Consider the following 18,522-nt stretch of genomic DNA (forward strand, 5'->3'; position numbering starts at 1 on the left):
TTAGTGAAAACTGAGCATATCAGCAATCTCTTGCAGGGCGTCCTCGGTTAGTTCTTGATCATCATAATCGCTGATCGTCTTTTCTGTTTCTCTTTTGTTCTGGCAGTGTTCGATCAGCTGTAATAAAAATTGACGGCATGTTTCGCTAAGCTGTTCGATGGTTTTGCGCTGAAAGCGGGCATTGTCATAAGTCATATTGACAGTCAATTTTCCTTCTGCAGCGATTGCGCTGATATCCAGCGACTGTTCACGGTTCCATGTTGTGCTGATATCACCTCCGGCACCAAGCGGAGAGAATGAGAAGGCGTCCTCCTCAGGTACTTCAGCTGAGCGGCCGCTTTCAAATTGACCAAGATAATTAAAGCTGATTTCTGGTGCACCTGTGAAATTGATGTCTTTTTTGCCAGGCGGCGTCAAATATTTGATGACACCGTAGCCGAATCCTTTGTCAGGTACACGTCTCAGTGTATCTTTTGTTGTTTTTAGCACATGAACCATGTATTCTTCCGAATCTGGCAAGTCTGCGTTCAATTTAACCAATAACGGATAAATGGCGGTAAACCATCCAACCGTCCGGCTCACATCTATTCCTTCTAATACATCCTCTCGCCCGTGGCCCTCTAATGATAGTTTGAAGGCGGATTGATTGGTCCAATGGCGCAGCGCAAGAATGACAGAAGCGAGCAGCATGTCCTGCGTATCAGTGTTATATGCGCTGTTGGCGTCTTTTAAGAGTGCTGCTGTCTCTTTCTCGTTTAAGGTAAACGAAATCGTGGACCGTTGTCCCTCGTCTGCTCTAGTGCCATCGATGTGATCAAAAGGCAATGCCTCTGTTTGATACTCTTCGGCTTCGCGCCAATACTTGAGCTGTTTCATTAGCTGCTGGCTTTCAGCGTAGTCAGAGAGCTTTTTCGTATACGCTTTAAATGAGCTTGTTTTAGGAGGCAGCTGAATCTCTTCCCCGCCTGCAGCTTGGCGATACCCTAAAGCCAAATCTTCAAGCAGAACCCGCCATGAGATGCCGTCAACGACGAGGTGATGAGCCGATAAAAATAAGAAATCACCGTCAATTGTGTGGAAAAGACCGGCTTGCAGCAGCGGACCATTCTTCAAATCCATTTTCTGCTGAATATCAAGTACATGACGTTTGATAATAGGCTCATACGTGCTATTTCCATCAGTGCCGTCCGGAGCTGATAAATCAATCATCTGAAGGCCGTACAACGCGTCGTCCGAATGACTGAGCGGCCGATTATATTGATCCCACTTTCCTTGTTCATTCTGTGTAAACACCATTCGCAGCGCATCATGATGACACGTTATTGCTTTTAACGTTTTGCGCAGTGCGTCTTCTTGTACAGAGGTGCTTCGATGCAGCATTACGGACTGATTAAAATGGTGTTTTTCTTTTATATCTTGAGAAAGAAACCATTTTTGAACAGGCGACCATTGTACGTCTCCCTCAACCGCAGCTTGGCTGGAACTTGTATCTGAATCACGGATATAAGCTGCCAATTCTTGAATGGTCGGATGGCTAAACAAATCTTTCACTGCCATTTGCTTGCCTAACCGGTGAAGCCGCGCAGATACCTGTAACGCTTTGATTGAATCTCCACCAAGTTCAAAGAACGAATCAGCTGTTCCGATCTTTTCTGCCCCCAGTACTTCTTTCCATATATCTGCCAGTATTTGTTCCATTTTGCTGGCTGGCGGGAGGAATGGACGTTCAGCTCCGCTCTTCGATACGGGTTTCGGTAGTGCTCTGCGATCCAGCTTGCCGTTTGATGACAATGGAAGTGAATCCAGTCTTTCAATAAACGCAGGGTGCATAAACACCGGCAGCTTGTTTTGTAATTCTGAGCGTACAGCATTTGTGCTCAACTCTGGTTTTGCCACCACATAAGCACTTAATTCGGTTTGTCCTGACGCTGTTTCATGAGCAACTACTGCGGCGTCTTTTACACCATTTATACACCGGATGACCGATTCAATTTCTTTCGTTTCTACACGGTATCCTCTGATTTTAACTTGATCATCGATTCTTCCCAGATATTCGAGTGTTCCGTCGGCCATCCATCTGGCGGCGTCTCCTGTTCGGTACATTCGTGTTTCGGGTTTGAATGGATTCTGCGTGAATGCTCTATCTGTCAGTTCTGGAAGATTGACGTACCCTCTTGCAAGCCCTGTTCCTGCTATACAAAGCTCTCCAGCAACACCGATTGGCTGAAGCTGATGATTGCTATTTAAAATCAGCACTTGAGTCCCGTCAATCGGCTGGCCGATGCTTACGTATGCCTGCTTTTCCATATGCCTCATGACGGTAGTCGCCACGCTGTTTTCTGTCGGTCCATATTCGTTGGCGAGTTCGGTATGCGGACATATAGCTAAGCTGAGGTCGATCAATTCGCGGTCAGCCGCTTCTCCCGCCAGTGTGACGACTCTAAGCGTCTTTACATCTTCCGGCTGCACTACGTCCAAAAGCGCTCGATATAAAACAGGCACAATAATCATATGTGTAATCCGCTGACGAGACAGCTGATGCTTAATGGCCAGAATATCCTTCGCTTCCTCTTCATGAAGCAAAACGGCTTTTGCACCTGACAAAAGCGGTGTAAACATACTAGTTATAAAGCCGTCAAATGAGAAAGAAAAGAGCTGCAGAATGGTATCTGTCTCGTTGAATGCATAAGCGTTTCTCCGCCACTGAAGAGTGTTGGCAATACCTTTATGCTCGACCATTACCCCTTTTGGACGGCCCGTCGTTCCAGAAGTATAAATGATATAAGCCAAATGATGGGCAGACGACATTTGCGGCAGCGGTGATTTGTCGTCTGCCTCTACGCTTTCTATCGTCAAGATCTCTCCTTCAAAGTCAGCAATTACTCCCCAATCCGCTTCATTTATTGTCATCAGCAGTTTCGTTCCGCTGTCGCTAAGGATATAGCGTTTCCGTTCTGTCGGGTATTCAGGATCAATGGGAACGTAACAGCCTCCGGCTTTCCACACGCCAAGTATGGCTGCTATCATACTGAACGAACGATGCATCATGATGCCTACTGGTGTGTCCGGCTTAACACCTCGGCTGCGCAATGCACGTGCGATTCCATTGGACCACTCGTCCAACTCTTGATACGTCAGTGTTTTGTCTCCGCTGACAAGTGCAGAAGCTTTTGGTGTTCGTGCAGCTTGCTGCTCAAACAATTGACTGATTGTTTGAACTCCGTATTGATTCGCTTGCCGGTGTTAAACTCATTAAGCAGTTGGTGCCGCTCTTCTTGGGTCAGGATGTCGATATGGTTGAGTGTCACCTCCGGGTTTTTGCCGATGATGCTAAGTACATTTGTTAAATGCGATGCCCAGCGTTCAATGGTGGTTTTCTCGAACAATGCGGTTGAATATTCAAAAAGGAAATGAATGTTTCCGTCGCCTTCAGATGCCTGTAGTGTCAAATCAAATTTAGAAACGAGATGAGAAACTTGTGCCGGCTTCATTTGCAAATCATGAAGATGCAATGGCTCGTAATCATTATTTTGAACAACTAACATCGCATCAAACACTGGATTCCGGCTCATATCCCGTGTCAATTCAAGCTTATCGACAAGCTCTTCGAACGGGTAATCCTGGTGCTCAAAGGCTTCCAATGCTGTCTCACGCACTTCCTGCAAATACTGTACGAATGGCTTCCCGCCCTCCGGGCGCGTCCGAAGCGCCAGCGTGTTCACAAACATGCCGAGTATTGGCTCAAGATCCTTGTGCGGCCGGCCGGCAATTGGCGAGCCGACGATGATATCTTCCTGTCCGCTTAAGCGTGACAAGAACGCGGTGTAAGCCGCAAGGAGCACCATGTACAGTGTGCTTCCGTTTTCTCGTGCCAGCTTGTGAAGGCCTGATGCAACCTCTTGATCCAGCGTAAATGAGACCTTGTCACCCGCGAAGCTTCGTACAGGCGGGCGGGCATGATCAGCCGGAAGATCCAGCACAGGCAGCTCGCCCTCGAGCTGCTTCAGCCAGTACGCCTCCTGCGTTTTGTACGCATCTCCTGTTTTGAATCCTTCTTGCCATACGGCATAATCTTTATATTGAATGCGCAGCGCCGGAAGCTTCCGATTATTGTACAGCTCGCCGAATTCCCGAATCAGAATGTTGACGGAAACACCGTCTGAAATGATGTGATGCATATCCACCAGCAACAGGTGCCGCTCATCTGATACCTTTACGATTTGGGCACGGAACAGCGGCGCTTGGCTGAGATCAAACGGTTTGATAAAGGCGGCTGCGGCCTCCTGTTCGGTTCGTTCGCCGAGAACTGTAGTCTGTAACGTAAACGGCACCTCGTCATGGATGCGCTGCACCGGATCGCCTCCTGCGTCCTGTTCGAAGGAGGTACGAAGCGACTCGTGGCGCTTGATCAGCTCTTTGAAAGCTCTGTCCATCCTTTCAGGGTTGAGCTTCCCTTCGAGCTCTAACACAGCCGGCATATTGTAGCCTGTCCCTCCGTCCTCCAGCTGCTGAAGGACATAAATCCGCTTTTGGGCAGAGGAAACCGGATAGGTTTCCTGTTTTTCAGCGGGCTTAATCGCTTCATATGGACTGTCCGTTCCTTCACGGATAACGGTAGCCAGCCCTTCGACTGTCGGATGGGCAAATACATCTTTTAGCGGCACCTGTACATCGAATTCTTTGGCAATCCGTGAGACAAGCGCCGTTGCTTTTAAGGAATGTCCCCCGCGGTCAAAAAAGTTGTCGTGAATCCCGACAGGGCCATTTTTCAGCACGTCCTCCCACAGCTGAGAAAGCTTCATCTCAGTCACGTTTCTCGGCGCTGTGTAGGTCTCCGCATCTGCCGCTCCGCCAGGAGCTGGCAGGGCGTTTCGGTCGAGCTTTCCGCTTGGTGTAACCGGCCACTGTTCCATTTCTATCATATAGGCTGGGACCATGTAGCCCGGCAACAGGCTCTCAAGTTGCGCTCGGACTTCGTTTCTTTGGAGCCCTTCTACATAAGCGCATAATTCCGGCTCGCCGCTGTCTGTCCGTAAGGTAACGGCCGCCTCTCTTACACCTTCTATACTTCTTAGTGCCGCTTCAATTTCTCCCGGCTCAATCCGGTAGCCGCGGATTTTCACCTGATCATCCAACCGTCCCAGGAATTCAACATTCCCGTCAGGGAGCCAGCGCGCCACATCCCCTGTTTTGTACATGCGTTCACCCGAGTAAAACGGATCCTCAAGAAAACGCTCCTCCGTTAATGACGGCCGATTCAAATAGCCTCTGGCAACACCGGCTCCGGCAATGTATAGTTCGCCGATACATCCGGCAGGCAGCATCCGCTGCTTTTGATTGAGGATATACAATCTGACATGATGAACAGGTTTTCCAATTGGAATCCGTTCAAGTTTTTCTTGCGGCGGACAATCAAAGAATGCAGCTTCTACGGTTGCTTCCGTTGGCCCATAGGAATTGGTTATTGAAACATTTGGAAGCAACTCGTAAAATCGGGAGACAAGATGGGTCCCCAGCTGTTCTCCTCCAGAAAACACTCGCTTGAGTCTGTTTGTCTTAATCGGTACAGAGCGATATTTTATATGTTCTAAAAATACATGAAGCATTGAAGGCACAAAATGCATAGCTGTGATCTTTTGTTCCTCTATAGCTTGCGCGATCACTTCAGGTTCTTTTTCGCCTCCCTGAGGAAGCAGATAAACAGAAGCACCGGCATAAGACCACCAAAACAGTTCCCATATTGAAGCGTCAAATGAATAAGATGTTTTATGCATAATCACATCTGATTGGTTCAGTTGATAGCGGGACTGAAGGGAATTCAAAAAATTCACCGCTGATCGATGTTCAATTTCAACACCCTTAGGCATCCCGGTAGAGCCGGATGTATAGATGACATAGGCTAAAGATTGCGGGAGAACATCCACATTCGGATTGGACAAACGATGTGCCAGTCCGCTATTTGTCTGATTGAGATAGACAATCTCTCCTGTAAATTCCGGAACATGAAGGCCGGCAGACTGAAGCAGGAGAATGTTTGTACCGCTGTCCTCCAGCAGAAAGCTGATTCGTTCTTCCGGATAATCCGGGTCGATGGGCAGATAAGCGCCGCCAGCTTTAAGAATGCCATAAATGCCAAGCAGCATTTCAGGTGAACGCTTTCCTATAATGGCAACAGTCGTTTCGGGTTTTACCCCCCGTCCGATCAGCTCCCAGGCGATACGGTTAGCCTGTTCGTTCAATTCTTTATAGGTCATCACTCCATCTTCGAAGATAACGGCCGCCTGATCAGGCGTTTTTGCTGCCTGCTGTTCGAGTGCATAGTGGAGCGTTTGATTCATTGAATAGCCCGTCTCCTCAAACAGATGGCATGATTCAATGAAATCTCGCTCTTCTTCTTTTGTTAAGATTGGAATATTGTCCAATTCTGTTTCAGGACTGGCAGCTGTATGTTCCACAAGCGTGGTGAAAAGGCTGGCCCACCTTTGGATGGTTTCTTTCTCAAACAAAGCTGTACTGTATTCAAACTGACAGAAAAGCTCGGAATCATGTTCTGTAACGTATAGGGAAATATCAAATTTTGATATTGGGTGCACCAAGTCGTTCCACTGAAGCTGTACATCATTCATTTTTAGCTTTTGCTGTTCCATATTCTGAAGGACTAGCGTTGTGTCAAACAAAGGATTCCGGCTCATTTCCCGCTGCACACCGAGTTTGTCCACAAGCTCTTCAAACGGGTAATCCTGATGCTCATACGCTTCTAGTGCCGTCTGTCTGACTTCTTTCAGAAATTCCTCAAACGTCTTATTACCCGCCGGGCGTGTGCGGAGAGCCAGTGTATTGACGAACATCCCAAGAACAGCTTCAAGGTCGGCATGGGGCCGTCCGGCGATAGGTGAACCAATCACGATATCATCCTGACCGCTTAACCGAGACAAAAAGGCTGAATACAAAGCGAGAAGCGTCATATAAAGCGTGCTTCTGTTTTTATGGGCGAGCCGCTTTATGCGGGCCGTGATCTCTTTGTCCAATTGAAAGGTTACTTTTCCGCCTATGAATTGCCGTTCTGCCGGACGTCGTTTATCTGTTGGAAGCTCCAGTATAGGAAGATCCCCGCTAAACTGCTGCTGCCAGTAAGTCTCCTGCTTTTGGTACGAGTCTCCCTTTTTAAATTTCTGCTGCCATACGGCGTAATCTTTATATTGGATCCGCAATGGCTTAAGCTGCCGGTTTGCATAAAGATCGGTAAATTCTCGGATTAGGAGCTGAACGGATACGCCATCTGAAATGATATGGTGCATATCCACCAGCAATACATGCTTCTCGTTTGACACTTCTATAAGGCCTGCTCTAAATAATGGCGCCTGGCTGAGATCAAAGGGACGGACAAATCCCTCGATAGTGGTCTCTTTACTTAACGTAAACGGCACTTCGGTGTGGATACGCTGAACCGGCTCGTCATCAGCTCCGGATACAAAGGAAGTTCGAAGCGGCTCATGCCGGCTGATCAGTTCTTTACATACAGCAGACAGTTTGGCGACATCCAGTGCACCTTCCAGTTCTAAGACCGCAGGCATGTTATAGGCGACACCCTCATCAAGCTGTTGAAGCACATAGATTCGTTTTTGGGCCGAAGATACAGGATATGTATCCCTTTTTTCTGCTGGTTCAATTGCTGCATACGGATTTTGTTCTGCCTCTCGAATGATTAAAGCTAATCCTTCAACAGTCGGATGAGCAAAGATGTCCTTAAGTGAAACTTGCACATGGAATTCCTTTGCGATCCGTGACATAAGCACTGTTGCTTTTAACGAGTGGCCGCCATTGTCAAAAAAGTTGTCTTGGATGCCTACATGCCCATTCTTTAGCACATCTTCAAATAGTTGCGAAAGCTTTGCCTCTATCAGATTTCGAGGGGCAGTATATGGGTTTCCGCTGATTGAAGCATCTGGCTCCGGAAGTGCTGCGCGATCTACTTTTCCGTTTGGGGTAAGAGGTATGCTGTCAACCCATACCCATTTCGCCGGAATCATGTATTCTGGGAGCTCACTAGCCATATAACTGCGTAAATCTATTGCATTCAGCTTTTGTACACTGCAATAGTAAGCGCATAATTCATGTTCACCGTTTTGATCTTGCCAGATGAGAATGGCAGCCTCACTAATGTCCGGATGATTCATTAGCGTGACTTCGATTTCTTGCGGCTCAATTCGATAACCTCTGATTTTCACTTGATTGTCTGCCCGTCCGATATATTCGATGTTGCCGTCTTCAAGCCGTCTGGCCAAATCACCTGTCCGGTACATAATCACACCAGGCCTGAATGGGTCGGATGAAAATTTGTCGCTTGTCAGTTTATCGTGATTGACATATCCTCTGGCAACACTTGCGCCGGAAATATAGAGTTCGCCTGGTACGCCGCATGGCTGAAGCTGTTTTTGATGATTCAAAATATATAGATCAGTACAGCCTATCGGTTTACCGATTGGCGGAAGCTCAGGAATAGGGTCTCCAGGATGAATGGTATACGTAGATACCACATGAGTTTCTGAAGGTCCGTAATGATTGTGCAGGTGTATGCCGCGTTCACGCAACACATTTTGGAAAAGGTCTGAAATCATTAATTGTTCCCCGGCTGCGATCAGGTGTTTGACGCCATCAGGAAACGAGTTCGCAAGTTCTCGCTCGCTGAAAATCATTTTGATAAAAGCAGTTGGGAGAAACACAATATTCGTCTGATGCTTGTTTATAAATGTAAACAGCTGAGGCACATCTCTTTTTATGTCTTCTGGAACGATGTGGAGTGTGCCGCCTTTCAGAAGCGCAGAAAATATTTCTTGATAGCAGACGTCGAAGGAAGGTGTCGCAAATTGCAGAACATCTGCTTCAAAGTCAATGCCGGAGTGAGTATATTCGAATTTCAGCAAGTTAGCCATGTTTCGATGCTCAAATTGAACACCCTTTGGTTTACCTGTTGTGCCTGATGTATAAATCATATACAGCAGATCGTCAGCATCGTTGACTGACTTTATGTTACTGCCGTCTACTTTGCTTTCGATTTCTTCTGGATGAGTGATAATGTAATTGTCTTCTAACGATGAGGAAAGATGCGCTTGTGAAACAACATGCGAACAGCCGCAATCATGCAGAATATAACGGATTCTGTCAGCCGGGTAATGCGGATCAACGGGAACAATGGCGCCGCCTGCCTTTAAGATTCCAAGAACGCCGCTGATAAACGCCGCAGAGCGATCCATCATAATCGCAACGGGTTCCTGTCTCACAACGCCTTTCATTCGTAAATGCCGTGCCAATCTGTTAGCCGCTTTATTCAGTTCTCTGTATGTTAATGAGTAGGCTTGATCAATTACAGCATGAGCATCTGGTGTCTTTTCCGCTTGCTTTTCAAACATGGCATGGATGGTTTCGTAAACTGGTGTTCGATCTGTGATTTCTCCAATCAGCTGCCGCTTTTCAGTATCTGTCGTGATATCGATTTCTTCAGGTGGAAGATTCGGATTATTTAAGATTTGTGATACAGCATTCAGAAGATGCTCTTTGACAGAGAGCACAAAAGACCGATCGTGCTGCTCCGCATCATAGTTCATTTTGATATGAATTTCTTCCCCTGGCGCCACCATAAGATAAAAGCTGTAGTTGGTTTCATCTGCGACAGTGAAATTATGAATCTGAAAAAGATCAGTAGCATGTTCCTGTTTGTTCAGCATTTGAATCTCTTGCTGCACCGGATAGTTTTCAAATACGAGAATATGATCAATCCGCCCTTGCTTAACAGCTGAGCGGGATTGAATCTCATATAAAGGGTGGTAGCTGTACGCTTCAGCGGCAAGACGGTCTTTTTGCATATCTTTTATAAGTTGAAGAAATGGCGTTTTTGCCCCCTGCACCCGAACCGGCATCGTATTAATGAAAAGACCTACCATATGTTCAATGCCTTCGATTTCTGCGGGTCTTCCTGAAATAACAGAACCGAATACGGCGTCATCGTTATTATTATATTTTTGCAGCAGAATGCCCCAAATAGTATGGAAAATCGTACTGAGTGTCACTTCTTCTCTTGCAGCAAGCTCTGAAAGTCTGCTGCTTTCTTCCTTAGAGAATGAAAATGTAACGTGTTCCTGCCTGCTTCTTCCCTTTGTTTTTTTCTTCTGCTTCGGGAGCACGGTTTGCTGTTCGTGGCCGGAAAGATAATGGTCCCAATAAGAAACCGCCTGCTCTTTGTCTTGCTCCATCAGCCATTTGATATACTTTCCGTATGGCTGGACCGGCTCCAATGTTATAGGGGATGCATTTACATAAGATGCGTAAATATGCAGAAACTCCTTTAGCACAATGCTGAGGCACCAACCGTCCATCATGATATGATGAAAGGTCCAAATGCAGGAGTACTGGCTCTCTCCTGTTTGAATAAGAGCGATGCGCATGAGCACATCCTTTTGCAAATGAAACCCCCGGTCCCGGTCCTTTTCTTTCCATTGCTCGATAAACTGTGATTGCTCCGCCTCGTTTAAATGAGTAATGTTTTCTTCCAGTACGATGACATTTCGTTCTCTCAGAACAACCTGCTGGGGGGAGGAAACATTTTGGCTGATAAAAATCGTTCTGAAAATATCATGTCTTTCTACAAGAGCGTTGATGCTGTTTTGAAAAAACTGCGGGTTGACTTTTCCTTCTATTGTAAAAGAAGCTTGCTCAACATATGCCTGTGAATCTTTTTGCAGGAGGGAATGGAAAAGCATCCCTTCCTGCATGTAAGACAGCGGATAAATATCCTGAATTGAATTCGCTTTTGTCATGTTCATGTCTCCTGTCACGATTTTCTACAATTCTTCCACCAAGCTGGATATGCTGTCCAAGTCCTCTGCCGTTAATGATTGACTGCTGAAATCGCTCAGTGTCTTTTCAGCTTTCTGTTGACCGGCGCAGTGTTTCATAATGTCCAGCAAAAAGTGTTCAATCCTGTTAATAAGCTGCTCCATTGTGTTTCTATGAAAGCGGGCTGGCGGATAACTAAGATTGAAATGGAGCTTTTTGTCTGCTGCCATTGCACTCATCTCAATGATTTGCTCACGCTTCCATGTATGAGTGATATCCTTTCCGCTTCCAAGGCTTGATGGACGGAAGGTGTCCTGTCTTTCGATGTCGTTGAACTGGCCCAAATAGTTAAAGCTGATTTCAGGTGTTTTTGAAAACGTAATGCTTTTATTTTCAGGATGTGTAAGGTATTTCAGCATACCGTAACCTACCCCTTTGTTTGGTATCCGGCCCAGTGTATCTTTAACGGTTTTTACTGCGGTTCCGAGCTCATCCCTATGATTTTCAAAGCTTATGAGGGCCGGGTACATGGATGTAAACCAGCCGACCGTCCTGCTGATATCTAACTCTGGCAGAATGTGTTCTCTCCCGTGTCCTTCCATAGCGATACGGAGCTTGCTTCCGCCTGTCCATTCACAAATCGCCAAGGATGCTGCGGTTAACAGAATATCTTGTGTATCTGTGCCATAGGCGTAATTGACGTTTTGCAGCAAGACGGCGGTGTCTGCTTCAGTCAGTGAAAAGCTTAATGAGTCCCTTTTGCTGGAGTCGATGTTCACATGATGCGGTATTTCATATGGCAGTTCTGCGGCTTGCTGTTCTTCTACACTTCGCCAATACGCCTCTTCGCGAATCAGCTTACTGCTTTGGGCATATTCCTGTATGCGTCTTGCGTATTCCTGGTAGGAATCCGTTTTAGGTGGAAGCTGGATCGTCTGGCCTGCAGCAGCTTGTTGATATCCGGCTGACAAATCCTCCAGCAAAATCCGCCATGAGACACCATCAACGACAAGGTGATGGATCGCAAGGAACAAGTAATCTCCGGTCAGTGTTTTAAACAAAGCGGCGTGCAACAATGGTCCTTCCTGCAAATTGATGCTTTGCTGAAGATCTGCAACTTCTTGTTTGATTTTCGTCTCCCAGCCGCTTTCTGACTGTGAAAGATCAGAGATTCTTAAGCTGTATAGCTGTGACTCATGAATGCCTTGGTTGATTTGAATCCATCGCCTATCATCGTTGCGATAAACCATCCGAAGCGCATCATGATGCTCCGCCAGTTTTTTCAAGGCTGGTCTAATGGCGTTTTCAGACAAACGTCCAGAATGGAATAGCATGACAGACTGATTGAAATGGTGTCTTTCTTCAATATCTTGTGAAAAAAACCATTGCTGAACAGGCGTCCAAGGAACGTCTCCCTGAACGGGTCCTTGCTCTATGATTCTCTCTGACTTACGGATAAATGGTGATAAGTCCTTTATCTTTGGATGACGGAATAAATCACTTACCTGCAAGCTTAGTCCATAGCGCCCAAGGCGTGCAGAAACTTGAAGGGCTTTGATTGAATCTCCGCCCAATTCAAAAAACGAATCCTCTATTCCGATCCTCTGGATGCCGAGAACTTCCTGCCAGATCAACACAAGTTGGTCTTCAAGGTCATTTCGAGGTGGAGCGTACGTTTGTTTAGATGTGAAATTTGGTTCAGGAAGTGCTTTTCGGTTCAATTTGCCGTTTGATGTGAGCGGGAGAGTCTCCATTTCAATAATGTACGCCGGGATCATATAGTTTGGCAGCGAACGCGCGAGAAGTGAACGTACTTGTTCAGCATTCGTGCCTGCTTTTACGCTGATATAGCCAAACAGCTCTTTGCTCCCGGTCTGGGCTGTACGTGCTAACACTGCGGCTTCTTTGACCCCGTCTATTTGACGAAGTGCTGATTCGATTTCACCCAGCTCCACCCGATAGCCTCTGACTTTTACTTGATCATCAATACGCCCAACGTATTCAATTGTGCCATCAGGAAGCCAGCGCGCCAGATCACCTGTGCGATACAGTCGATCGCCAGGTGCAAATGGATGTGGGACAAATTTCTCTTTCGTTAGATCAGGACGGCCCAAATATCCTCTGGCGACGCCATCTCCGCCGACACAAAGTTCACCGACAGCTCCGACCGGCTGCAGCACTCCCCATTGATTTAAGATATAAGCGGTGGAATTACCAACCGGCCGCCCGATCGGAATGGAAAGTTCATATGTTTTTTGAATGTGAAGGCATGTCGAAAAAGTTGTATTTTCGGTAGGGCCATATCCATTCCATATAGATACTTCAGGGCAGACATTTCTGATTCGATTGACGTGGCTCGGCGACAAAGCTTCTCCGCCAATAATCAAATGTTTCAGCTGTGAAAATGTTTGTTCATTTTGCTCTGTCAAATGATTGAATAGAGAAGATGTCAGCCAAATCGTTGTGATTCCTTGATGTTCTATGTACCTCTTAAGCTGATGGGAATCGAGAAATGTTTGTTGATCAGACAGATGCAAAGCGGCACCATTTAGCAGCGGTCCGAAAATTTCAAATGACCCAACGTCGAAACCGATTGATGATGTCATAAGAAGGCGGTCTTCAGGTGTAAATGTAATATAATTGCTGTTTTTTACAAGACGAATTACACTTCGCTGCTCAATCATGACACCCTTTGGTTTACCGGTTGAACCAGAGGTATAAATGATATATGCAAGTGAATGTGGCCCTGCTGAAGAATCAATGTTCTTCGTTTCTCCTTGCTTTTGAATATCTTCGATTATGATTTGTTCACATTCAATGTCTAATAGCTGTTTTTCTGTTTTTTCAGATTGAAGGAGTAATGCCGCCCCGCTGTCTGACAGCATATAAGCTATTCGTTCAACAGGCAGATCAGAAGCAATAGGCAGATAGGCTCCCCCGGCTTTCAGAATGCCCAGCATTCCTGCAATGAGTTCTGGTGTTCTGCCTGTCAACAAGGCTACAACACTATCAGGCCCTACACCCTTAATCTGTAGAACTGATGCAATTTGATTTGCCCAGCTGTTCAGGTCCTCGTAAGTGAATACTTGGGTGTCGCTGACAATTGCTACAGCATTAGGCGTTTGTTCAGCCTGCATTTCAAAGAGTCTGCTGATGGTTTCATTTCTTGGATAATCTATTTTTGTACGATTGAGCTCGTGGATAAGGTAATGGGTCTCATCCTCATTCAGGATATTTATTGTTCCGAGAGCGGCTTTGTTGTCTTTGATGATGGAGAGTAACATATTGATGAAGTATTGAAGCCACTTTTCTATCGTTTTTTTCTTATATAAGTCAGTACTAAACTCCATTTGGAACGTCAGCAAACCGTGGGGCTGTTCCTGGGCATATAGGGTTAAATCAAATTTGGACGTTTGATGCCCATTGTTTGCTGCAGGTTTGAGACAAAGTTCATCCAGTTCCAACGATTCCTGATCCATGTTTTGAAGAACAAACATTACGTCAAACAGCGGATTCCGGCTCATATCCCGTGTCAATTCAAGCTTATCAACAAGCTCTTCGAACGGGTAATCCTGGTGCTCAAAGGCTTCCAATGCTGTCTCACGCACTTCCTGCAAATACTGTACGAATGGCTTCCCGCCCTCCGGGCGTGTCCGAAGCGCCAGCGTGTTCACAAACATGCCGAGTATCGGCTCAAGATCCTTGTGCGGACGGCCGGCAATTGGCGAGCCGACGATGATATCCTCCTGTCCGCTTAAGCGTGACAAGAACGCGGTGTAAGCCGCAAGGAGCACCATGTACAGTGTGCTTCCGTTTTCTCGTGCCAGCTTGTGAAGGCCTGATGCAACCTCTGGTTCCAGCGTAAATGAGACCTTGTCACCCGCGAAGCTTCGCACCGGCGGGCGGGCATGATCAGCCGGAAGATCCAGCACAGGCAGCTCGCCCTCGAGCTGCTTCAGCCAGTACGCCTCCTGCGTTTTGTACGCATCTCCTGTTTTAAATCCTTCTTGCCATACGGCATAATCTTTATATTGAATGCGCAGTGCCGGAAGCTTCCGATTATTGTACAGCTCGCCGAATTCCCGAATCAGAATGTTGACGGAAACACCGTCTGAAATGATGTGATGCATATCCACCAGCAACAGGTGCCGCTCATCTGATACCTTTACGATTTGGGCACGGAACAGCGGCGCTTGGCTGAGATCAAACGGTTTGATAAAGGCGGCTGCGGCCTCCTGTTCGGTTCGTTCGCCGAGAACTGTAGTCTGTAACGTAAACGGCACCTCGTCATGGATGCGCTGCACCGGATCGCCTCCTGCGTCCTGTTCGAAGGAGGTTCGAAGCGACTCGTGGCGCTTGATCAGCTCTTTGAAAGCTCTGTCCATCCTTTCAGGGTTGAGCTTCCCTTCGAGCTCTAACACAGCCGGCATATTGTAGCCTGTCCCTCCGTCCTCCAGCTGCTGAAGGACATAAATCCGCTTTTGGGCAGAGGAAACCGGATAGGTTTCCTGTTTTTCAGCGGGCTTAATCGCTTCATATGGACTGTCCGTTCCTTCACGGATAACGGTAGCCAGTCCTTCTACCGTCGGATGGGCAAACACATCTTTTAGCGGCACCTGTACATCGAATTCTTTGGCGATCCGTGAGACAAGCGCCGTTGCTTTTAAGGAATGGCCCCCGCGGTCAAAAAAGTTGTCGTGAATCCCGACAGGGCCATTTTTCAGCACGTCCTCCCACAGCTGAGAAAGCTTCATCTCAGTCACGTTTCTCGGCGCTGTGTAGGTCTCCGCATCTGCCGCTCCGCCAGGAGCTGGCAGGGCGTTTCGGTCGAGCTTTCCGCTTGGTGTAACCGGCCACTGTTCCATTTCTATCATATAGGCTGGGACCATGTAGCCCGGCAACAGGCTCTCAAGCTGTGCCCGCACTTCGTTTCTTTGGAGCCCTTCTACATAAGCGCATAATTCCGGCTCGCCGCTGTCTGTCCGTACGGTAACGGCCGCCTCTCTTACACCTTCTATACTTCTTAGTGCCGCTTCAATTTCTCCCGGCTCAATCCGGTAGCCGCGGATTTTTACCTGATCATCCGTGCGCCCGAGGAATTCAACATTCCCGTCAGGGAGCCAGCGCGCCACATCCCCTGTTTTGTACATGCGTTCACCCGGGTAAAATGGGTCCTCAAGAAAACGCTCCTCCGTTAATGCCGGCCGATTCAAATAACCTCTGGCAACACCCGCTCCGGCAATGTACAGTTCGCCGGCGACACCGGAAGGCTGTACGGCTAAATGCGGATCTAAAACATACAAACGCGCACCGGGTACGGGCTTCCCAATCGGAATCCGCAAACGGTCTCTGTCCCGTTCTGGATCTAACACGTAAAATGCCGCGTCTATCGTTGCTTCTGTCGGCCCGTAGCCATGGATTAATGATACCTGCGGCAATACAGAAGCAAAACGGGCTGCCGTACGCGGCGCAAGCGGTTCACCTCCGGCGAATACACGCTTTAGGTTTGTCCCGTCACCAAGCGCTAACATTTCTGCTTGATCCAGAAAGCTATTCAGCATAGCCGGAATAAAATGAGCCGTTGTCACTTTTTCCTGATGAATGGCTTTTACGATCAATGCGGAGTCTTTTTCCCAGCCGGGCGGAAGCAGATACGCCGAAGCACCGGAAAGAGCCCACCAAAACAGCTGCCACACAGACGCATCAAAGGAAAAAGAGGTTTTCACCATGACAATGTCATCTTCTGAAAGCGGAAACTGGTGCTGCATGCCGGTCAGAAAGGAAACAGCCTGACGGTGCTCAACGGCCACTCCTTTCGGCTGCCCGGTAGAGCCCGATGTATAGATGACATAGGCGAGAGAACCGCCGTCAGCAGGAGTAAACAGATGGTTTTCTGCTTTTTCGCTCGCAAGAGATGTCATGTCCACTTCAAGCGTTTCGCCAGAAAAGTTCGGTGCGGAGCATCCCGGCTGTGTCAGCAAGAGCGATGCCCCGCTGTCTTTCAGCATGTAGCTCAGCCGCTCCTTTGGATACGCAGGATCAAGCGGCAAATACGCCCCTCCGGCCTTCAATACAGCAAGGACAGCGATCAGCATGTCAGGTGAGCGTTCAGACAGGATCCCGACGATACTTTCGTTTGTGACGCCGCGTGCCGCAAGGTGCGCAGCCAGCCGGTTGGCGTACATGTCAAGCTCAGTGTATGTCAGCGAACCGCCGGAAAATCGGATAGCTGGCCGCTCCGGTGTGACTGCCGCCTGTCGTTCAAACAGCCCATGCAAGGTTGGGGCTTCAGGTGAAACAGATACTGTCCTGTTATTTTGAGAAACGATTTTCCGTGTTTTGTCCTCATCTAGCAATGTCATCTTTGACACAGGAAGAGATGGATCAGAGATGACGTCAGAGATCATGTGCTGTAAATAATCTTTTATTTCGGACATCATATTTGGTTGATAAGTGCCTGTATGAAAATGAATCCGAACGTACAAAGTACGCCCTGGGATCACTTTGACACTGCATCTATAATTAGTTACCTCTTCCATCTCAAAATCTTTCACGGAGAAATCAAATGATCCAGCTTGATTCAGCTCCTCAATCTCTTGTTGAGTAGGTGTATTTTCAAAGACGATAATATGATCAATCAGCTCTTGTTTAAGAGCGCTCTGCGCCTGAATGTCATATAAAGGGAAGTAACTATACGCTTCTGCTTCAGTCATGTCCTTTTGCATTCCGCTGACTAGGTCAGAAAAAGACAGAAAATCACTTTGGACTCGAATAGGAATGGTATTGATAAAAAGTCCGACCATGTTTTCCACATCTTTTAGCTCAGAAGGTCTGCCTGATATAACTGATCCGAATACAGCATCGTCGCGACGATTGAACTTTTGGAGCATGATTCCCCATAAAGCTTGGAAAACAGTGTTAAGTGTCGCACCACATGCTGCAGCGATTTTCTGTAATTCGGAGGTTTCTTTTTCAGGAATGGTAAACGTGATCTGCTGTAATGTCCCATCCGACATTTGATCTGTTCTTTTAGGCAGAGGCGAAGCTTTTTCGAAATGCTGAAGCCTTTTTTTCCAATACTCAGCTGCTTCTTCACGCTCTTGCTGCATCAGCCATTTAATATACGTCCCGTACGGCTGTACGGGAGGCAAATCAGGAAATTGCCCTTTTCCAAGCGCTTGATAAATATGGAGAAAGTCTTTAATGACGATGCCTAAACACCAGCCATCCATTAAAATATGATGGTGGCTCCAGATACAGACATAATGATCAGGCGCCCATTTTAAAATAGATATTCTCATCAGTACATCCGTTTGGAGATCAAAGCCTTTTGATTTGTCCTGTTCTTTGAATGCCTCTGTACAATGTTCTTTATCTTTTTCATTGAGATGAGAAATATCTTCAACATGAACATGGCAATGACGTTGCTTGAGCACGACTTGACGAGGTTTGGCTACATTTTTATAGATGAATGCTGTTCGAAAGATATCGTACCTGTCAAAAACAGCATCCATACTTTTCTGGAAACGCTCCAAGTCAAGCTGTCCATTGATCGTAAAAGAAGCCTGTTCAAAATAAGCTCTCGACTGCTCATCATACAATGAGTGAAAAAGCATCCCTTCCTGCATAAATGACAAAGGGTATATATCCTGTATTTCAGGTTGCTGCGGCATCAGTGAATCTCCTCTC

1 protein-coding gene and 1 pseudogene are annotated in these 18,522 nt (G+C 47.1%); both read right to left on the reverse strand.

Annotation, left to right across the window (positions count from 1 at the left end):
• Positions 1 to 10,814, reverse strand: a pseudogene (ppsD, locus tag QF06_RS08230) (plipastatin non-ribosomal peptide synthetase PpsD).
• A gap of 24 nt (positions 10,815 to 10,838) precedes the next feature.
• The gene (gene ppsC / locus QF06_RS08235; protein WP_043940130.1) at positions 10,839 to 18,506 is read right to left on the reverse strand and encodes a plipastatin non-ribosomal peptide synthetase PpsC; all 7,668 of its coding nucleotides are present in this window, start codon (positions 18,504 to 18,506) and stop codon (positions 10,839 to 10,841) included.
• Between the last annotated feature and the right edge of the window lie 16 nt (positions 18,507 to 18,522).

This window comes from Bacillus sp. YP1 (assembly GCF_000877815.1).
GTDB classification, from domain to species: Bacteria; Bacillota; Bacilli; order Bacillales; family Bacillaceae; genus Bacillus; species Bacillus subtilis.

Bases quoted from the DNA above. Each gene is read 5' to 3' on its own strand.
- ppsC (WP_043940130.1), bottom strand. From the start codon at position 18,506: ATGCCGCAGCAACCTGAAATACAGGATATATACCCTTTGTCATTTATG.